Source organism: Klebsiella sp. GB_Kp047, assembly GCF_040065235.1.
Taxonomy (GTDB): domain Bacteria; phylum Pseudomonadota; class Gammaproteobacteria; order Enterobacterales; family Enterobacteriaceae; genus Klebsiella; species Klebsiella quasipneumoniae.
Map to the genome: position 1 here is coordinate 59,696 of NZ_JBEAJG010000037.1, position 18,646 is coordinate 78,341.

The following is an 18,646-nucleotide window of genomic DNA, read 5'->3' on the forward strand; positions in this document are numbered from 1 at the left end:
ATCCTTCGGTCACTTACCATGAGGAAGCCCTATGATCGGTGTTTCTGAAGCGGCGCCGCCGCGCGCTGTTAATCAACCGGAGCTGGCGGTCGATGAGCTGAGCCAGATCTGCGAAGGGCTGGCGCGCCAGCGGCCGGAGAATATGCCGGCGCTGCTCAATGCCCTGGCGCTGATCGCCCCCCTGCTCAATGCCATCCCCAACGTGGTCTTTTTTATCAAAGACCGCGAGGCGCGTTATCTGCTGGCGAACCTGACGCTGGCCCGCCGCTGCGGTTTCAAAACCGTCTCCTCGCTGCTGGGGAAAACCTCCGCCGACGTCTTTCCTTCCACGCTGGGGCAGGGGTACACCGAACAGGATCTTCGGGTATTACGGGAGGGCGTGACCCTGCGCGACCAGCTGGAAATGCATCTCTACAATGGCCGGGAACGAGGCTGGTGCCTGACGCAGAAGCTGGCGCTGCGCGATGTCCGCGGTCAGGTGATCGGCATGGCCGGGATCTCTCACGATCTGCAGGAGGCCCACGCCCGCCATCCGGCGTGGCAGCGGCTGGCGATCGTCGACGATCATATCCGCCGCCACTATCACCGGCCGATCGCCATGGAAGAGTTGACCGCCCTAAGCGGGATGTCGATTGCGCAGATCGAGCGCTACTGCAAGCGGATCTTTCATCTCACCCCGCGGCAGATGATCCACAAAGTGCGTCTGGAAAAAGCCACCGAACTGCTGGCCGGCGATACGCCGATTACCGATATCGCCTTGCAGTGCGGCTATACCGATCACAGCGCCTTCAGCCGCCAGTTCAAAGCGATGACCGGCTCGACGCCGCGCGATTTTCGCCTGACGCTGCAGGGATAACGGCTGGCTCACACTTTTGTCGACTGTGCTAATTTCGTCATCGGATTAAGGGAAAACCGACAAGCCGCCGGTTCCGCGACGCGTCAATCTGTCAGTGAATATTCACCAATCATTCACCTCGACTTAACAAAATGACGACAAGGAACTGAGCATGAGCAATAAAGCGATTCACTGGAGCGGCGTATTCCCGGCGGTTAGCACGCAGTTTCGTAGCGATTACTCCCTCGATTTAGACGCCACCCACGCGGTGATGAAAAACCTGGTCAAAGATGGCGTTTCCGGGCTGGTGGTGTGCGGCAGCGTCGGGGAGAACACCTCCCTGAGCACCGATGAAAAATTGCAGATTATCGAAGTGGCGAAGGATGCCGCCGGCGGCAAAATTCCGGTGATCGCCGGGGTGGCCGAGTTCACCACCGCCTTCGCCCAGAAGATGGCGAAAGAGGCGGAGCGCGTCGGCGTCGACGGGATCATGGTGATGCCGGCGCTGGTCTACTCCTCAAAACCGCATGAAACCGCCGCCCACTTCCGCAGCGTGGCCACCGCCACCGACCTGCCGATCATGGTCTACAACAACCCGCCGATATACAAAAACGACGTGACGCCGGACATTCTCGCCACCCTGACCGATTGCGACAACATCGTCTGCTTTAAAGACTCCTCCGGCGATACCCGCCGCTTTATCGACCTGCGTAACACCGTTGGCGATCGCTTCGTGCTGTTTGCCGGGCTGGATGACGTGGTGGTGGAAAGTATCGCCGTCGGCGCGGAAGGGTGGATCTCCGGAATGTCCAACGCCTTCCCGCGCGAAGGGGAAACGTTATTCCGTCTCGCCCGCCAACAGCGTTACGAAGAGGCAATGGCGCTGTACCGCTGGTTCATGCCGCTGCTGCATCTCGATGCGCGTCCGGATCTGGTGCAGTGCATCAAGCTGTGCGAAGAGCTACTCGGACGCGGCAGCGCCGTGACCCGTCCGCCGCGTCTGGCGCTGGAAGGGGAAACGCGCCAGCAGGTGGTGGCGATCGTGGAACAGGCGCTGGCGACTCGTCCAGCCCTGCCGGACGTCGGCCTCTGAACCCAGGAGTCAGTATGAATGCATCTCAGACCATGGCGGGACGGCAGTTTATTGCCGGCCGCCGCGTTGCCAGCGGCGAGGCGACGCTATTGAGCCTGCGGGCGGTGGATGGGGAAGCCACCGGCCATCGCTTTTATCCGGCTTCACGCGAGGAAGCCGCCCAGGCCGCGGAGGCGGCACAGCAGGCGTTTGCCGTTTATTCACAAACCACGCCGCAGCAGCGGGCGCGCTTTCTCTGCGCCATTGCCGATGAGCTGGACGCGCTGGGGGAAGCGTTTTTTGCACTCGCCGAACAGGAGACCGCGCTGCCGCTGGCGCGGCTGCAGGGCGAGCGGGCGCGCACCAGCGGCCAGCTGCGGATGTTTGCTGGCGTGATCCAGCGCGGGGATACCTTCGCCGCCCGTATTGATACCGCCTTAGCCGACCGTCAACCGCTGCCGCGCCCGGACCTGCGCCAGTATCAGCAGGCGTTAGGGCCGGTGGCGGTGTTTGGCGCCAGCAACTTTCCGTTGGCCTTTTCCACCGCTGGCGGCGATACCGCCTCGGCGCTGGCGGCGGGCTGCCCGGTGGTGGTGAAGGCCCATCCGGGCCATATGGCCACCGCCGAGCTGACCGCTGAAGCGATCGTCCGGGCGGTTGCGCGATGCGGGTTACCCGGCGGCGTCTTCAATATGATTTTCGGGACTGATATCGGCGCCGAATTAGTCCGCCATCCGGCGATTCAGGCCGTTGGCTTTACCGGCTCACTGGCCGGCGGTAAGGCGCTGTATCAACTGGCGCAGCAGCGTTCGCAGCCAATCCCGCTGTTTGCTGAAATGTCGGCGATTAACCCGCTGATTATTCTACCGCAGGCGCTGCAGACGCGGGCCGAGGCGCTGGCGAACGAGCTGGTGGCGTCATTCACCCTCGGCGGCGGCCAGTTCTGTACCCGTCCGGGGCTGATTCTGGCGCTGCGCGGCGCCGGGCTGGAACGCTTTAAGTCGGCGCTGTGCGCGGCGGTAGCGGGCTCTGCGCCGCAGGTGTTGCTCAATGCGCCGACCCTCCAGCACTACCGCCAGGGCGTGGCGGCCCTGGCGGCGCACCCGCGTATCGAGAGGCTGGCGAGCGGCCTCGCCGCCGGCGCCGGGCAGGCGCAAACCCAGCTGTGGCAGGCTCAGGTCGAAGATCTGCTGGCGCAGGATACGCTGCTGCAGACCGAAGTTTTCGGCCCGCTATCGTTGCTGGTGGAAGTGGACGACGCGGTCCAGCTACAGGCGGTGGTGAAAGCGCTGCAGGGACAGCTCACCGCGACGCTACACGCGGAAGCGGACGACGGCCCGCTGGCGGCGAACCTGCTACCGCTGCTGTGCGAGAAGGCCGGACGGGTGCTGTTTAACGGTTATCCCACCGGCGTGGAAGTGTGCGATGCGATGGTCCACGGCGGCCCGTGGCCGGCGACGACCGATGCGCGCGGGACGTCGGTCGGCAGCCGGGCGATTGAGCGTTTTCTGCGCCCGGTCTGCCTGCAGAATGCGCCGGCCGCCCTGTTACCGCCGGCGCTGCAGGATGCGAACCCTTTGAACCTGCTGCGCCTGGTCAACGGCCAGTGGACCCGGGAAGCGATTTCCTCCTCTCATTGACGCAAGGGCATCACCATGACCATTCACACTACGCATAACAGTCAAACCCGCGTTGCTGAGTCGGGTAAGTTTAAAAAACAGCTGACCCTGACCGACCTCACCTTTATCGGCCTGGGCGCGATTTTCGGCTCGGGATGGTTATTCGCCGCCAGCCACGTCGCATCCATTGCCGGTCCGGCCGGGATCGCGTCGTGGGTGATCGGCGGCTTTGCGGTACTGCTGCTGGGGATTGTCTACTGTGAGCTGGGGGCGGCGCTGCCGCGCGCCGGCGGCATTATCCGCTACCCGGTCTTTTCCCACGGCGAGCTGATGGGCTATCTGCTGGGGTTCATCACCCTGATTGCCTTCTCCAGCCTGATCTCGATAGAAATCGTCGCCGCCCGGCAATACGCCGCGGCCTGGTTTCCGGTGCTGACCCAGCCGGGCTCCAGCTCGCCGACGCTGCTGGGGTGGGTAGTGCAGTTCCTGCTGCTCTGTTTCTTCTTTGCGCTGAATTACTACAGCGTCAAGACCTTCGCCCGCTCGAACAACTTCATCAGCGTGCTCAAGTTTCTGGTGCCGCTGCTGGTGGTGGTGACGCTGTTCGCCTTCTTTAAACCGGAGAACCTGCACGCGCAGGGCATTGCGCCGTTCGGTATGTCCGGGGTGGAAGCGGCGATCAGCGCCGGAGGAATTATCTTCGCCTATCTGGGACTGACGCCGATTATCTCGGTGGCCAGCGAAGTGCAAAAGCCGCAGCGGACTATCCCTATTGCGTTGATTTTATCAGTGGTGCTGTCAACGATTATCTACGTGCTGCTGCAGCTGGCGTTCCTTGGCAGTATACCCACCGAGATGCTGACCGGCGGTTGGGCCGAGGTGAGCAAACAGTTCTCGCTGCCGTATCGCGATATCGCCATTACCCTCGGCATGGGCTGGCTGGCCTTTATGGTCATTAGCGATGCGATCATCTCCCCGAGCGGCACCGGCAATATCTACATGAACGCGACGCCGCGGGTGATCTACGGCTGGGCGAAGGCGGGCACCTTTTTTAAAGCCTTTACCCATATCGATAAAGCGTCCGGTATTCCGCGCCCGGCGCTGTGGCTGACCTTCGGGCTGTCGATTTTCTGGACGCTGCCATTCCCCTCATGGGAACAGTTAATTAGCGTGGTGTCGGCTGCCCTGGTGCTGAGCTACGCCATCGCCCCGGTGACCGCCGCCGGGCTGCGCCGCAACGCCCCGGATCTGCCGAGGCCGTTCCGCGTGCGCGCCTTCGCCATCATCGGCCCGGTGTCGTTTATGGTCTCGGCGCTGATCGTCTACTGGTCCGGCTGGAATACGCTCTCGTGGCTGCTGGGGCTGCAGATCGTGATGTTTGTGGTGTACGTGATGTGCAAAGGCAAGGTGCCGGAACATACCGTGAGTCTGGCGCAGCAGGTGAAGTCTTCGCTGTGGCTGATCGCTTTTTATGCGTTGATTATCCTCTTTTCCTGGCTGGGCAGCTTCGGCGGGCTTAATGTTATTGGTCACCCCTGGGATACGGTGCTGGTGGCGGCAATGTCGCTGGGGATTTATTACTGGGGCGCGCGCAGCTGTCTGCCGCAGGCTAATTTTAGCGGAGACGAAGAAGAGTAAAGGAGAACAGTATGGAGTCGGTAACTCTATCGTTACCAGAAGCTTATGACCTGGCGCTGGCGGTGCTCAGCGCCAATGGATTCAGCGCCGACCACGCGGCGGCCATCGCCCGTAACGTGGCTGCCGGGGAGCGCGACGGCTGCGCTTCCCACGGCCTGTGGCGGCTGTTGGGCATTGTCGATACCTTACGTAAAGGTAAGGTATCGCCTGATGCCGAGCCGCAGATCCACGACCAGGCGCCGGCGATTGTGCGGGCGGATGCAGGGGGCGCCTTTTCGCTGCTGGCCTACGAGCGCGCGTTGCCGCTGCTGCTGGAGAAAGCGCGGCACAGCGGCATTGCGGCGCTGGCGATTAACCGCTGCGTCCATTTTTCCGCGCTGTTTGCCGATATTGAGCCGTTGACCGAGGCAGGGCTGGTGGGGCTAGCCTGTACGCCAAGCCACGCCTGGGTCGCCCCGGCGGGCGGCACCCGTCCGCTGTTCGGCACCAACCCTATCGCCTTTGGCTGGCCGCGGCGGGACAAGCCGCCGTTTATTGTTGATATGGCGACCAGCGCCGCGGCGCGCGGCGAGATCCAGTTGCATCAGCGCGCCGGCAAAGCGCTACCGGAAGGGTGGGGAATCGACAGCCAGGGGCAGCCGACCACCGATGCCACAGAGGTGCTGAACGGCGCGATGTTAACCTTCGGCGGCCATAAGGGCTCGGCGCTGGCGGCAATGGTTGAGCTGCTGGCCGGGCCGCTTATCGGCGATATGACCAGCGCCGAATCGCTGGCGTGGGATAACGGCGCGGGCGGTTTACCCTACGGCGGAGAGCTGATTCTGGCGCTGGATCCGCAGCGCTTTCTCGGCGAGCAGGCACAGGAGCAGCTGGCGCGCGCCGAAACGCTGTTCAATGCGATGCAGGATCAGGGCGCGCGGCTGCCGGGCGAGCGGCGTTTCGCCTGCCGCCAGCAGAGTGAGCAGCAGGGAGTGGCTATCAGCCGCGCCTTATATGATGAGATTTGCGCCTTGCGGCCGTAGCAAAGCGCAGAGCGCGGCGGGGCCGAACATCAGAGCGCCAGGCGCATGGCGCAGCGCGTCTCCGGCGGCAGGCCGTGCCGGGTCTCCTGTTCTCTTTTCGCCGCCAGCCCGGCGGGCAGGGTCAGCTCATCAAGCATGGCGAATCCCAGACGGGTATAAAACGGCGCATTCCACGGCACGTCGCGGAAGGTGGTGAGGGTCACCGCCGGGTAAGCCATTTGCCGGGCGCCGTCGATAACCTGCTCCAGCAGCATCCGCCCGATGCCCTGATGCTGCCAGGCCTGGTGGACGGCGACTTCGACGATAAATAAGGCATCGTCGAGCGGTTCGGTCAGAATAAAACCCACCGGTTGCCCGGCGGCTTCCGCCAGCAGGCTATGCTCGGTTTCCAGATAATCATGATGACGCGCAACGCTAATCACCTCGCTGTCCGCCAGCCAGGCGAGAGCGGGGATCTGACGAAAAGCCTGAGCGGCGGAACGTTCAATGGCCGGCAGAAGGGCGATATCACTCTCCTCGGTCAGGCGTAATCCGGCGCCGGCAGTTATAGTGTTAGTTTTCATCACCTCAGCATAGCAGCCTTCGGGAGAAAAGTATGGAGCTGACCGCCGTTCCCGCCACGCAGTTCAGCAGCGTGCAGTTAACGGATATTCTTAACGCCTGTTTTGCAGACTATCTGGTACCGGTGACCCAGTCGGTGGAGGGATTTGTTCAGCGCTTTAGCGCCGAGGGGATGAGCCTGATCGATTCCCGCGTCTGGCTGGCCGGAGATGAACCGGCGGCGATCGCGATCGTCGCGCGTCGGGGGAATATGGCTCGCCTGGCGGCCTTTGCCCTGCGTCCGGCCTGGCGCGGCAAAGGTCTTGCACGGAAATTGATGCAGGAGCTGCTGATGCTTCTGCAGCAGCAGGAGATCGAGGCGGTTTCCCTGGAGGTGATCCGCGATAACCATGTGGCCGTCGCGCTGTATCAGTCGTTAGGCTTTACGCGGCGCTATGGGCTCTGCGGCTACCTGAGCGCAGAGCCTCAGGCTGCGGCGCCAGGCGTGTTACAGCCTTATCCCACCCTGGCGCTGCTTAGACGCGCCGTTGAGGAGAGTAACAGTCAGCTCCCCTGGCTGATGGATCCGCTTACCTTCGCCACCCTGCCATGCCGCGTCGTGACGCTGGAACAGCGCGCCTTCGCGGTACTGGGCACCTCGGGTTCACGGCCTGTACTGCAGTTTTTATGGGTTGAACCCGCCGCCCGTCGCCAGGGGCTGGCACGGGCGCTGCTGATGGCGCTGGCGCAGCAGTTCCCGGGTATCGGCACTTCGGTGACGGTCCCGGAAACCTTTACGCCGCTGTTTGCCGCGGCGGGATATTCACCGCTATCGCTGCAGCAGTATGAAATGACGATGGAGTTGACCGCAGCAAAGTTCGCTTAAGCGGGAGTGTGCGCTGGGCCGCAAAAAACAGCACGGGGCGCCGATAAGCCTCTCTTTTGCCGCATCATATCTCTTCGTAATGGCGACGAGGGGGATGTAATGCGTCAAACGGAACTGTTGGCTTTTTTGCAAAATCAGACCGATTTTTTCGATCCGGATAACCTGAGCGAAGTGTTCACCGCCAGCTGGCTGGCTCAGCGATTCGCGATGCAAAGAAATACCGCCAGCCATTATCTCAATCAGCTGGTCGCCCAGGACGTGCTGGTGAAGATCAACACCCGGCCGGTCTATTTTCTGCATAAAAAAGCCTTCTGCCAACAGTTCTTCCCCCTTTCCCGCAGCGAGTACGCCAGCATGGCGGAGCTGCTCGCGGAGAGTGACCGCCAGCCGGAACAGGCGGACCATTTTTCGTTGCTGACCGGGCATGACGGCAGCCTGCGTAAACCGATTGAGCAGATGAAAACCGCGCTGTTTTATCCCAACGGCGGGCTACCGCTGCTGATCACCGGCGACAGCGGGACCGGTAAAAGCTATATGGCGGAGCTGATGCACGAGTTCGCGATCGCCCAGGGCCTGCTGGCGCCCGATGCGCCCTTCGTGAGCTTCAACTGCGCGCAGTATGCCAGTAATCCGGAGCTGCTGGCCGCCAACCTGTTCGGCTACGTCAAAGGCGCGTTTACCGGCGCGCAGAGCGATAAAGCCGGGGCGTTCGAGGCGGCAAACGGCGGGATGCTGTTTCTCGACGAGGTCCACCGCCTGGATGCTCAGGGGCAGGAGAAGCTGTTCACCTGGCTGGATCGCAAGGAGATCTACCGGGTGGGGGAGACCGCTCAAGGCCTGCCGATTTCGCTGCGGCTGGTGTTTGCCACCACCGAAGAGATTCACAGCACCTTTCTGACCACCTTTCTTCGTCGTATTCCGATCCTGGTCAGCTTGCCCGATCTTCAACACCGCAGCCGAGAGGAGAAGGAGGCGCTAACGCTGCAGTTTTTCTGGCAGGAGGCCCGGACGCTGGCCGCCCGGCTGCAGCTAACGCCGCGGCTTTTGCAGGTCCTGACGCAGTACGTTTATCGGGGCAACGTCGGCGAACTGAAGAATGTGGTGAAGTACGCCGTGGCATCAGCCTGGGCCAGGTCTCCGGGCAGCGAGATGCTGACCGTGACGCTGCACGATCTGCCGGAAACGATCATGGCGGCGACGCCGGCGCTCAGTGAAGCGATGGGTCAGCAGGAGCCGCTGCTAATCGAGCCGCAGACCAGCCTGGTCTGGCTGCTGCGGGCGCGCGACCCGATTCAGGGGCTGATCTATGACGTTCAGTGTCGGATTTTGGCGCTGCATGAAGCGGTGCTGAATAAAAAAACGGTCTGGGAAGAGGCGCAAAGAAGCATGGGGGAGGAGATTGAAACCCTCTTCGATCGGCTGATCTTTGATAACCAGGATGCCAGTAGCTCGCAGATGTTGCTGCTGATCGCCCATCAGGTGCGGGAGGAGTATTATCGCCTGGAAAAACGCTTCAATATCCAGTTTAACGGTAACTGTCTTTACGCCCTGAGCCACTACCTGATCCATCGATCCCGTCAGGCGCCGTCCACGATGAGCAATGAGAAAATCCGTCTGCTGGCGGATTTTCTGGCAAACAAATTCCCGCTGCTGTATCGCTTTTGCGAAGCGATCCTCGACGCGCTGGCGCTGAAGCTGGATATTGAGCCCCAACGTATTGACCTGCTGTTGCTGGTGCTGTGGTTCCAGAAAAATGGCGCTATTAGCCAGCAGCAGGTGACCCGGGCGATTATTCTCGCTCACGGTTACGCCACCGCCAGCAGCATTGCCAGCGTGGCGAACCGCTTGCTGAAAAGCCCGCTGTTTGAGTCATTCGACATGCCGCTCGACGTGACGCCGGAGGCTATCGCTAATCAGGTGATGGCCTACATTGAGCGCCACGCGCTGGCGTCAGGGCTGATCATTTTGGTCGATATGGGATCCCTGAACGCTATTCACAGCCATTTTAATCGTCGTCTGAACACGCCGGTGGCGATTATTAACAATGTCTCCACCGGCATGGCGATGTACGTCGGGGAGCGGATTTTGCACGGCGATATGCTGGAAGATATCGTCCGCGAGATCGGCGATGATCTGGCGGTTGAGCACCAACTCTATTACCCGCAGACCGATAAACCGCGGGCGATTTTGACCACCTGCGCCACCGGACTGGGCGCGGCGGCGAACCTGTCGGCGCTGTTAAAAGCCAGCATCCCTGAAGCGCTTGGCATTGATATTGTGGCCTGTGATGTGGAGACCCTTGCCGATCCCGCGCGGCGGGAGCCGATGCTCAGCCGCTACGAGGTGCTGGCGATCGTCGGCACCCTCGATCCGCATCTTGCCGATCTCCCGTGGATCTCGCTGGATTCGCTGATTTCCGGCGAAGGAAGTCGCCCGCTGATGCGTATCTTCGGCGAACTGGCGACGGCGGAGCAGGTTAGCGAGATCAACAACCTGATCCTGAAAAACTTCTCGCTGCGGCGAGTGATTGAGTCGGTGACGATCCTTGATACCGCGAAGGTGATCAATCAGGTTGAGCAGTTTTTGCTGCGCTATGAGCATCTGGCCGGGTACGAGGTGCCCAACGAACGTAAGGTGGCGCTGTATGTGCACATCAGCTGTCTGATAGAGCGGTTAATTCGCCACGCTTCCCCAACCCATTATTCGGGAAGGCAGTGTCCGGAGCGCGAGCTGGCTACGCTGCGCGAGGCCTTTAGTGTCATAGAGAGCGGATATAGTGTCAAAATTCCCGTTGTCGAGCTCTATTACATTCACGACATCCTGACGCGGGAAACGGAATTTATTCAGGAAGATCAAGAGTTTTAACGCTTCTCCCCCTTTTATCCTTACGTTAGCCGACGCGCCACTGTTTCTGGCACGTCGGTTGCAATTAAGAAAGCAGTGGAATGCGCTTTCGAGGTAAGGATGAAACGACACTATATTTTTGCCAGCCACGGCACCTTTGCTAACGGTTTGTTGAACTCTGTGGAGCTGATCCTCGGTAAACAGCCGGATATTCATACTCTGTGCGCCTATGTAGAAGAGGAGGTCGATCTGACGCAGCAGGTGGAGGCGCTGCTGGCGCGTTTCCCGGCGCAGGATGAGCTGATAGTGATTACGGATATTTTCGCCGGTAGCGTCAATAATGAGTTTGTGCGTTTTTTATCGCGCCCGCACTTTCATTTATTATCTGGGTTAAATCTACCGTTAATTATTGACCTGCTTATTTCAGCAGCGGAAGAGAATACCGAAAAATTAATTTCTGAAGCATTAATCAACGCCAAAGAGAGCATTCAGTACTGCAATCAGAGTATTGCCGGGGCGATGACTATGGATAAAGACTTCTGAAATGAGGATGCATGATGATTACGTTATTAAGGGTTGACCATCGATTACTTCACGGCCAGGTAGCCTTTTCCTGGACCCAATATGTCGGTGCCGATTGTATTTTAATCGCCAACGACAGTGTCCCTGAAGATGAACTGCGGAAAACCACCATTAAGCTTGCTAAACCACCCTCGGTAAAGCTGGTGATTAAAAATATAAATGATTCTATTGAAGCGATAACAAGTGGGGTTACCGATAAATATAATTTATTTATTGTTGTGGAATCGGTCAATGACGCCTGGCGTATTGCCAGCGCCGTTGAGGAAATAAAAAGTATTAATCTCGGTGGGATTAAGGCCAAAGAGGGCAGTAAAAATATTTCTAAGGCGATTAATTTACTGCCGGAGGAAATAGAGCAGTTGCAACAACTGGTGGGCAAAGGCGTCGAGGTGGAAATTCGCCAGGTCCCGAACGATCGCAAACAGCTTTTTACGGAATGCGTGTAATTCCGGAGGACAGATTATGGTAGAGGCTCTCTTACTGGGTCTGGTGGCGTTTATCGCGCAATCGGAATATGCCTTAGGGACGTCGCTGATTTCCCGGCCAATCGTCACCGGGCTGCTGACCGGTCTGGTGCTGGGGGATGTGCAGACCGGCGTCATCATGGGCGCGACGCTAGAGCTGGCGTTTATCGGCTCGTTCTCCGTTGGCGCCTCGATCCCGCCCGACGTGGTGACCGGCGGTATTCTCGGCGTGGCGTTCGCTATCACCTCCGGCGCGGGCACGGAAACGGCGCTGTTGCTCGGCCTGCCTATCGCCACCCTGACCCTGATCCTGAAAAACGTTTATCTGGGGATGTTCATTCCGTTGCTCAGCCAGAAAGCGGACGGCTATGCGGAACGGGCGGATACGCGCGGCATTGAGCGGATGCATTTGATCGCCGGATTCGGCCTGTCGCTAATGCTTGCCACGGTGGTGACCGTCTCATTCCTGGTGGGCAGCAACGCGGTGAAATCTCTGCTCGATGCGATCCCGGAATTTATCAAACACGGGCTTAGCGTAGCCACCGGGATCATTCCGGCTCTCGGCTTCGCGATGCTCGCCAGGTTGCTGATTAACAAGAAAGTGGCGCCGTACTTTTTCCTCGGCTTTGTATTGATGGCCTATTTGAAAATCCCGGTGACCGGTATCGCCATTCTCGGCGCCATCGTGGCGGTGGTGATGGTTAACGTCACCGCATTTAGCGCACCTCGTACCACGACAGAACAAGGAGTCAGCGATGACGACGAAGATGATTTCTGAAGAGACCCTGCAGCCGCAGGAGCAGGAAGAAACGCGAATTACGCCGCGTGATTTACGCCGGGTGTTCTGGCGCTCCTTCCAGATGAAGTTCTCGTGGAACTATGAGCGACAGATGAATCTTGCCTTTGTTTACGCGCTGATCCCGGTGCTGAAGAAGCTCTATCCGCGCAAAGAGGAGCTGGCCGGGGCGTTGAAACGCCATCTGGTGTTCTTCAATACCACGCCGCATATCGTCACCCTGCTGCTGGGGATCACGACGGCGATGGAGGAGAAAAATAGCCAGCAGAAAAATATGGATGCCAATGCCATTGATAACGTCAAAGCGTCGCTGATGGGGCCGCTGGCCGGGCTGGGAGATTCCTTTTTCTGGGGGACGCTGCGCCTGATCGCCACCGGTATCGGCACCAGCCTGGCGCTGAAGGGCAATATTCTCGGGCCAATCCTGTTTCTGCTGGTATTTAACGTGCCGCACATTCTGGCGCGCTGGTGTTTTACCCGCTGGGGCTACGTGCTGGGCACCGGCGTCCTGCAGCGGATCCAGAAGAGCGGAATGATGGAGAGCCTGACCTACGGGGCATCGATTATCGGCCTGATGGTGGTCGGGGCGATGACCGCCTCAATGATCGATATCACCATCCCTGTCTCCTTCGGGGCCGGGGAAGCCAAAACCCAGGTGCAGGACATCATCAACGACATTCTGCCCTGCATGCTGCCGCTGGTGAGTTTCGGCATCGTCTACTGGCTGCTTGGGCGCAAGGTTAAACCGCTCTCTATTATCGGCGGAATGGCGCTGGTGGGCATTCTGGGTTCGTGGATCGGATTGTTTTAACGGGAGTGAGCTATGCAACCAACAATGATGACCTATATCAGCGAAGAGCCGGCCTGTCTGGCGCAGATCCTGCGCGACTACCGGCAAAAGCTGGCGGCGATTGAGACCTTTGCCCGCCAGCACCCGGTACGCCGAATTTTGCTGCTGGCGACCGGATCGTCGCTGAACGCTGCGTTGTGCGCGCGCTATTTCTTTGAACAACGCTTCGGCGTGCTGGTTGACATTAAAGAGCCGTACAACTTTACCCATTACGAAGCTATCGACCCGCATACCGATCTGGTGGTGGCGATTTCACAGAGCGGAAAAAGCGCGTCGACGCTGGAGGCGATGCGTAAGGTACAGTCCTCAGGACTGCCGGTATTTGCCCTGACCTCCGACCCGCAAAGCCCGACCGGGCGCGCCTGCGATGGCGTGCTGGATATCAATACCGGGATCGAGAGCGTAGGGTTTGTCACCCGCGGCTTTAGCGCGACGGTGCTCAATTTGCTGCTGATAGCGCTGATGATTGCCCGCAGCCAGGGGAAGGCCAGCGAAGCCGAGGAGCAGCACTATCTTGCCGAATTCCAGCGGCTGGCGGCGGCGATCCCGGAGGTTATCGCCCGCACTTCGCGCTTTATCGATCGGCATAGCGAAACGCTGCGGCGCGGCGAGCGCTTTGTCGCCACCGGCTATGGCGCGCTGGTTGGCGTGGCGAAAGAGTTCGAAACCAAATTTACCGAGACGGTGCGCGTGCCTTCCAGCGGCTTTGAGCTGGAAGCCTATATGCACGGCCCCTATCTGGAAGCCAATGCCCGCCATGTGATGCTGTTTATTGAAGATACGCCGGACGGGCGAACCCGGGCGCTGCGCGACTATATGGCGCCGTCCATTGCCCGGGCCTTTACCCTGACGCTGGGCGACGAAGAGGATGAACAAACGCTGGCGCTTAACTGCCCGTGCGAGCATCACCTGGCGCCGCTGTTGCTGATTGTCCCAGTGCAGATGCTCGCCTGGCATACCGCAGGACTGAAAGGCATCGATCTGGCTAAACGTATTTTCGACGATTTTGACCGCGTCTTAAAAAGTAAAATCTGATTATTCAGGAGAAAACTATGTTGGGTTTTAATCAGGACGAGTACCTGACCAGTGCTCGCGAGATCATCGCTGCGCGTAAACAGGCTGAAACCGTGGCCGACGCTATTTATGACAGCGGCTGCAGCGCATTATTTTTTGCCTCGGTTGGCGGTTCCCTGGCCCCGATGATGGCTATTAATGAGTTTGCCAAAGAATTAACCAGCGTGCCGGTTTATCTTGAGCAGGCGGCGGAATTAATTCATCGCGGGCATAAAAAATTAAATAAAGAGGCGGTTGTTGTCACGCTCTCTAAATCCGGCGATACCAAAGAGTCGGTGGCCATTGCTGAATGGTGCAAGGCGCAGGGGATACGCGTGGTAGCCATTACCCGTCATGCCGATTCGCCATTGGCTGCCGCCGCCAGCTGGCATATTCCGATGTGCCACAAGAACGGCGTGGAATATGAATATATGCTGCTGTACTGGTTATTCTTCCGCGTCATTTATCGTCATGGTGAGTTTGCTGAATATGCGCGTTTTGCCAGCCAGCTGGAATTGCTGCCGGAAAATCTGCTAGAGGCCAAGCGCCAGTTCGATCCTCAGGCGGACAGCATTGCCGCGCAATACCATGACAGCGACTATATGATGTGGATTGGCGGCGCGGAAATGTGGGGTGAGGTCTACCTGTTCTCGATGTGTATTCTCGAAGAGATGCAGTGGAAGCGGACGAAGTCGGTAAGCTCGGCTGAATTTTTCCACGGCACCCTGGAGCTGCTGGAAAAAGAGGTCCCGTTGTTTCTGGTGAAGGGCGAGGGGAAATGCCGGGCGCTGGACGAGCGCGTCGAACGCTTTGCCGAAAAGATAACTGACCATCTGGTGGTGATCGACCCACGCGACTATCCGCTGAACGGCATTGATGATGCGTTCCGCTGGATTATGGCGCCGTGCGTGGTGTCCACTCTGCTGGTGGACCGGCTGGCGGCCCACTTTGAGCACCATACCGGCCACGACCTGAATATCCGCCGTTATTACCGGCAGTTTGATTACTAAATCTTGCCCATGGCGGCCAGTCAGACTGGCCGCTCCGCTATTCTCCGAGGCGCTTCCCAGAAAATCATCGTCAAATCCAGCCGGGTAAAAACCGGTGGTAGAGTCCGGCTTTCCTTCTCTTTCAGGCAAGCGGATGGCCATGAAAAAACGGATGACCTCAACGCCGCATGATGCGGTCTTTAAACGATTTCTTCGCCACCCGGAGACAGCGAATGATTTCCTCATGCTCTATCTTCCCGAAGCGATCCGCCAGCGGTGCGATTTCGCTACCCTGAGGCTGCAATCGGCGAGTTTTATCGATGAGGATCTGCGCGCCTGGTATTCGGACGTGCTGTGGTCGGTGCGGACCACCTGCGGGGCGGGATATATTTACGTGGTGATAGAGCATCAGAGCTCGCCGGACAACCATATGGCTTTTCGTCTGATGCGCTATGCGATTGCCGCGATGCAGCGACACCTCGACGCCGGGCACAAAACGCTGCCGCTGGTGGTGCCGATGCTGTTTTATCACGGCGCAACCAGTCCGTATCCTTTTTCCCTCAACTGGCTGGATGAATTTGCCGACCCGCAGCTGGCGAAGAGGCTGTACGGCAGTCAGTTTCCATTGATCGACGTCACGGTCATGCCGGACGATGAAATCGTGCAGCATCGGCGGGTCGCCCTGCTGGAGCTGATGCAAAAGCATATTCGCCAGCGCGATCTCAGCGACATAACGGAGTCGTTGGCGGCCGTGGTGATGCTGGGATACACTAGCCCCCGGCAGTTGAGAATGCTGTTTCACTATATGCTGCAGTACGGTAACACGGCCGAGCCGGGCGTGTTTCTCCGCCGGCTGGCCCGCCGTCTGCCACAGTATGAGGAGACATTGATGTCTATCGCGCAAAAGCTTAAGCAGGAAGGTCGACAGGAAGGTCGGCAGGAAGGGCGCCTGGAAGGGCGCCTTGAGGGCTTACAGGAAGGGAGCCGGCGTGAGGCGCTGCGCATTGCCGGCAGCATGTTACAGAATGGCCTCGACAAAGAGACGGTACAGAAGATTACCGGACTGTCGGCTGACGAGCTCAAGCCGCTGTATTGCTAACACCCTGCCACCCAAACCGTTGCCCGGCGCCAAAACCCGCCGGGCAAGGTGGCTTTAACCTTCGCTTTTCACCACTTTGATCTCCACCATACCGATCCCCAGCTGACGCGGGGAGTGGCCGAGGATATTGCCCTCGTTGGTGGACTGCGGGTCCGGCGGAGTGATGGTCAGCGTGTTGCTGCGCGTCGGGTTGTCGAAATGCAGCGTCGTGGTGGTCACATCATTGACCAGAGTAAGTACTTGCTCACTTTGACCAACCCGCACCGGGATCGGCTTATTGGCATTGGGACCGTAGGCTTTGGCGGTGATCACCAGATCAAATTTCTCCGGCAGCGGCTCTTTATATTCAATCTTCACGTCGCTGCCCAGCTGGGCATTGGACCACCGACCCCAGGACTCGGGGCGCGAAATGCCGCTAAACTGTTTCACCTCTTCCGGCGCGCCGGCAACGTTAAACACGAAGCTGTCGGCCTTATAGCGAATATCGTTGTCGACAACTTTCAGCGTATCGACGTTGCCCTTATAGCGCTCCATATCGATAAGGGTGTCCCTGAAGGCGGTCTTGCCTTTCCACTGTGGCTTATCAACGTGCTGAACCTTCTGCTCACCCCCGAGCTGGCCCTGCGAGACGCACCAGTCGGTGGAGAGCGCCAGCTCAGGAGACCACAGCTGGCCCATTTTATAGCAGCGATCGACCCACACGAAATTATCCCGCGGTGCGAAATCGGCCAGCTGGAAGCGCAGCGGCGCCGAGTATTCGCTCTCCGGCAGCGGTTCAACGCGCTGATCCGACACCCGGAGCAGCAGCGGCAGACGGAAATGGCTGCCGGAGAAGGCGATCATGTTCTTCTGCGAGTCGATGGTGAAGTTTTTAATCTCTTTCGGGAAGTTCCACAGGCGGATCACGTCGGGTTTCCAGGCCAGGATCTTCTCTTTCATATTGATGAAAATACCGGAGAGCGACTGGCCAGAGAGACTGCTGCGCCCGAGGCCGATATAGTTATCGCCACCGAGAATATCCAGCACCGTCGCACCGTTATCCATGGTGTTGCGTTTCACTGCCAGGGTCTCCTGCTGCGGCCGATCGCCGCGCAGGACAAAGAATAAATTGCTGCGATCGTGCTTGTTGAGGTAATCCCAGGCGCTGTTCTTCATGGCCAGGTGGTCGGAAGAGACCACGATGACCGTGTTTTTGAAATAGGGAGAGGCTTTGATCTTCTCGATTAGCGCGGCGATATGTTCTTGGCTGCAGCTAACGGCGCTGAAGGAGAGGTTTTTCTTGCCGTCCACGTCATAGCGTTTACGCTCGCAGGTGCGCGAAATAAAGCCGTCGGGATGGTGGGTGTCCACCGTCAGGGCGAACAGCGAAAAGCGTTTTCCGGACTGCGACAGCTCTTCGAATTTTTTCCACGTCTCCTCAAGTACCGTGTCGTCATAGAAGCCCCAGTCGTTGCGGTAGGCGGGATCCGCTACCGTGGTTTTGAGCTCTTCCGCCCCGAACAGGTGATCGAAGCCGTGGGACTTGAGAAAGACGTCTTTGCCAGCAAAGCGCAGGTTAGCTCCCTGCACAAAATAGTTTTCGTAACCGGAGTTTTTCAGGATATCGCCAAGGCAGATATTCTGCGGAAAGAAGCTGGATACGGAGGCCGAAGCGTTGCCTTCAAACGGCGCAAACAGCGGAATGCCGCACTGTGACGCGACCATGCCGGCGATGGTGTAATCGGTCCCCGGCAGCTGCATGGTATTGCTGAAATCAATGCCCTCATCTTTAATTCTGCCAAGCTCAGGGGTGAGGTTGGGGAACGCATCGTTATCAAAATAGGTGCGCTCAAGGCTTTCGCCATAGATATAGACCAGATTCAGCTGCGGATTGTCGATACGCTTCGACGGTTCTTTGTAGTACGCGGCAAAGTCCGGGTCTCCTTCCCGTGATTGCGATTTCACCAGCTCGCTGATTTGATGGAAGGCCGGGCTGGCGTCGACCGAGGCCAGCGCCAGCAGCAGCGCCGCCAGGCTGTAGCCGACGTGATGAGGATGATGCCGACGGCGGCGCAGCACCCACCCCAGGGCGCCAAAAACGGCAACCAGCGCGACGGCCACGCCGACGCCCGGCAGAATGTATTTGCCGATCCCGGCGCCGGTCAGGCTGTTGGTCAGAGTGTAGAGTACCGCGTCGTTGATGCCGTCGCCGGTAAAGTAGTCGCTGGCGTAGAGGGTGATATTCAGCACCACGAACAGGCCTAACACCGTGAGCGTGGCGGCAAACCACCAGGTGTTACGACCCGCTTTCCAGGCATAAAGCGCCACCGAAGCTAAAAATAAGGCGATGGATAACAACTCTGACACAGCTCATCCTC

At 58.9% G+C, this 18,646-nt stretch carries 16 protein-coding genes; 14 read left to right on the top strand and 2 right to left on the bottom strand.

All coding sequences use genetic code 11. From position 1 onward, the window contains the following. Window positions 1-31: 31 nt before the first annotated feature. From ABLV76_RS16835 to ABLV76_RS16855, 5 genes are all read left to right on the top strand, one after another. The gene (locus ABLV76_RS16835) at window positions 32-856 is read left to right on the top strand and encodes an AraC family transcriptional regulator (RefSeq protein WP_017899117.1); all 825 of its coding nucleotides are present in this window, start codon (window positions 32-34) and stop codon (window positions 854-856) included. A gap of 151 nt (window positions 857-1,007) precedes the next feature. Further along, window positions 1,008-1,928, top strand: a complete 921-nt coding sequence (locus tag ABLV76_RS16840) for a dihydrodipicolinate synthase family protein (RefSeq protein WP_004204197.1) — start codon at window positions 1,008-1,010, stop codon at window positions 1,926-1,928. A 14-nt stretch (window positions 1,929-1,942) separates the two neighbouring features. Then, window positions 1,943-3,547 carry an aldehyde dehydrogenase (NADP(+)) gene (locus tag ABLV76_RS16845; RefSeq protein WP_017899116.1) on the top strand — a complete coding sequence of 535 codons (1,605 nt, stop codon included), beginning with the start codon at window positions 1,943-1,945 and terminating at the stop codon, window positions 3,545-3,547. A 15-nt stretch (window positions 3,548-3,562) separates the two neighbouring features. Then, window positions 3,563-5,164, top strand: coding sequence for an APC family permease (locus ABLV76_RS16850; protein WP_017899115.1), 1,602 nt, complete (start codon window positions 3,563-3,565; stop codon window positions 5,162-5,164). 11 nt (window positions 5,165-5,175) lie between these two features. Next, window positions 5,176-6,186: an Ldh family oxidoreductase gene (locus tag ABLV76_RS16855; RefSeq protein WP_348878397.1), complete on the top strand. Its 1,011-nt coding sequence runs from the start codon at window positions 5,176-5,178 to the stop codon at window positions 6,184-6,186. A 29-nt stretch (window positions 6,187-6,215) separates the two neighbouring features. On the opposite strand, the gene ABLV76_RS16860 is transcribed toward ABLV76_RS16855, so the two are convergent. Further along, window positions 6,216-6,749 (bottom strand): GNAT family N-acetyltransferase, encoded by a 534-nt coding sequence (locus tag ABLV76_RS16860; protein WP_108450696.1) that lies wholly within the window; start codon window positions 6,747-6,749, stop codon window positions 6,216-6,218. 32 nt (window positions 6,750-6,781) lie between these two features. On the opposite strand from ABLV76_RS16860, the gene ABLV76_RS16865 reads away from it, so the two are divergent. The 9 genes from ABLV76_RS16865 to ABLV76_RS16905 all read left to right on the top strand — a co-directional run bounded on the left by ABLV76_RS16865 (window position 6,782) and on the right by ABLV76_RS16905 (window position 16,289). Continuing rightward, a complete protein-coding gene (locus ABLV76_RS16865; RefSeq protein ID WP_004886436.1) occupies window positions 6,782-7,612 on the top strand; it encodes a GNAT family N-acetyltransferase in 831 nt (276 codons plus the stop codon). A gap of 99 nt (window positions 7,613-7,711) precedes the next feature. Further along, entirely contained in the window at window positions 7,712-10,477 is a 2,766-nt protein-coding gene (locus ABLV76_RS16870; protein ID WP_348878398.1) for a sigma 54-interacting transcriptional regulator, read from the top strand. A 99-nt stretch (window positions 10,478-10,576) separates the two neighbouring features. Then, the gene (locus ABLV76_RS16875; protein WP_004886440.1) at window positions 10,577-10,999 is read left to right on the top strand and encodes a PTS sugar transporter subunit IIA; all 423 of its coding nucleotides are present in this window, start codon (window positions 10,577-10,579) and stop codon (window positions 10,997-10,999) included. 14 nt (window positions 11,000-11,013) lie between these two features. After that, a complete protein-coding gene (locus tag ABLV76_RS16880; RefSeq protein ID WP_004886443.1) occupies window positions 11,014-11,484 on the top strand; it encodes a PTS sugar transporter subunit IIB in 471 nt (156 codons plus the stop codon). Between the two features lie 16 nt (window positions 11,485-11,500). Next, complete coding sequence (locus tag ABLV76_RS16885) at window positions 11,501-12,280, top strand: PTS mannose/fructose/sorbose/N-acetylgalactosamine transporter subunit IIC (protein WP_004886445.1); 780 nt, start codon at window positions 11,501-11,503, stop codon at window positions 12,278-12,280. Further along, window positions 12,258-13,109 carry a PTS system mannose/fructose/sorbose family transporter subunit IID gene (locus tag ABLV76_RS16890; protein ID WP_348878399.1) on the top strand — a complete coding sequence of 284 codons (852 nt, stop codon included), beginning with the start codon at window positions 12,258-12,260 and terminating at the stop codon, window positions 13,107-13,109. The genes ABLV76_RS16885 and ABLV76_RS16890 overlap by 23 nt, the downstream gene beginning before the upstream one ends. A gap of 12 nt (window positions 13,110-13,121) precedes the next feature. After that, window positions 13,122-14,183, top strand: a complete 1,062-nt coding sequence (locus tag ABLV76_RS16895; protein WP_049092974.1) for an SIS domain-containing protein — start codon at window positions 13,122-13,124, stop codon at window positions 14,181-14,183. Between the two features lie 17 nt (window positions 14,184-14,200). After that, the gene (locus ABLV76_RS16900) at window positions 14,201-15,211 is read left to right on the top strand and encodes an SIS domain-containing protein (RefSeq protein ID WP_004886453.1); all 1,011 of its coding nucleotides are present in this window, start codon (window positions 14,201-14,203) and stop codon (window positions 15,209-15,211) included. Between the two features lie 133 nt (window positions 15,212-15,344). After that, window positions 15,345-16,289, top strand: coding sequence for an Rpn family recombination-promoting nuclease/putative transposase (locus ABLV76_RS16905; protein WP_164538652.1), 945 nt, complete (start codon window positions 15,345-15,347; stop codon window positions 16,287-16,289). A gap of 54 nt (window positions 16,290-16,343) precedes the next feature. On the opposite strand, the gene opgB is transcribed toward ABLV76_RS16905, so the two are convergent. Beyond that, a complete protein-coding gene (gene opgB / locus ABLV76_RS16910) occupies window positions 16,344-18,635 on the bottom strand; it encodes a phosphatidylglycerol--membrane-oligosaccharide glycerophosphotransferase (protein ID WP_017899105.1) in 2,292 nt (763 codons plus the stop codon). Window positions 18,636-18,646 lie beyond the last annotated feature (11 nt).

What these genes read in the sequence shown, in the direction of transcription:
- ABLV76_RS16900 (WP_004886453.1), top strand. Translation starts at nt 14,201, where the DNA reads ATGTTGGGTTTTAATCAGGACGAGTACCTGACCAGTGCTCGCGAGATC.
- ABLV76_RS16835 (WP_017899117.1), top strand. Translation starts at nt 32, where the DNA reads ATGATCGGTGTTTCTGAAGCGGCGCCGCCGCGCGCTGTTAATCAACCG.
- ABLV76_RS16850 (WP_017899115.1), top strand. Translation starts at nt 3,563, where the DNA reads ATGACCATTCACACTACGCATAACAGTCAAACCCGCGTTGCTGAGTCG.
- ABLV76_RS16890 (WP_348878399.1), top strand. Translation starts at nt 12,258, where the DNA reads ATGACGACGAAGATGATTTCTGAAGAGACCCTGCAGCCGCAGGAGCAG.
- ABLV76_RS16880 (WP_004886443.1), top strand. Translation starts at nt 11,014, where the DNA reads ATGATTACGTTATTAAGGGTTGACCATCGATTACTTCACGGCCAGGTA.
- ABLV76_RS16905 (WP_164538652.1), top strand. Translation starts at nt 15,345, where the DNA reads ATGGCCATGAAAAAACGGATGACCTCAACGCCGCATGATGCGGTCTTT.
- ABLV76_RS16875 (WP_004886440.1), top strand. Translation starts at nt 10,577, where the DNA reads ATGAAACGACACTATATTTTTGCCAGCCACGGCACCTTTGCTAACGGT.
- ABLV76_RS16840 (WP_004204197.1), top strand. Translation starts at nt 1,008, where the DNA reads ATGAGCAATAAAGCGATTCACTGGAGCGGCGTATTCCCGGCGGTTAGC.
- ABLV76_RS16870 (WP_348878398.1), top strand. Translation starts at nt 7,712, where the DNA reads ATGCGTCAAACGGAACTGTTGGCTTTTTTGCAAAATCAGACCGATTTT.
- ABLV76_RS16845 (WP_017899116.1), top strand. Translation starts at nt 1,943, where the DNA reads ATGAATGCATCTCAGACCATGGCGGGACGGCAGTTTATTGCCGGCCGC.
- ABLV76_RS16855 (WP_348878397.1), top strand. Translation starts at nt 5,176, where the DNA reads ATGGAGTCGGTAACTCTATCGTTACCAGAAGCTTATGACCTGGCGCTG.
- ABLV76_RS16860 (WP_108450696.1), bottom strand. Translation starts at nt 6,749, where the DNA reads ATGAAAACTAACACTATAACTGCCGGCGCCGGATTACGCCTGACCGAG.
- ABLV76_RS16885 (WP_004886445.1), top strand. Translation starts at nt 11,501, where the DNA reads ATGGTAGAGGCTCTCTTACTGGGTCTGGTGGCGTTTATCGCGCAATCG.
- ABLV76_RS16865 (WP_004886436.1), top strand. Translation starts at nt 6,782, where the DNA reads ATGGAGCTGACCGCCGTTCCCGCCACGCAGTTCAGCAGCGTGCAGTTA.
- ABLV76_RS16895 (WP_049092974.1), top strand. Translation starts at nt 13,122, where the DNA reads ATGCAACCAACAATGATGACCTATATCAGCGAAGAGCCGGCCTGTCTG.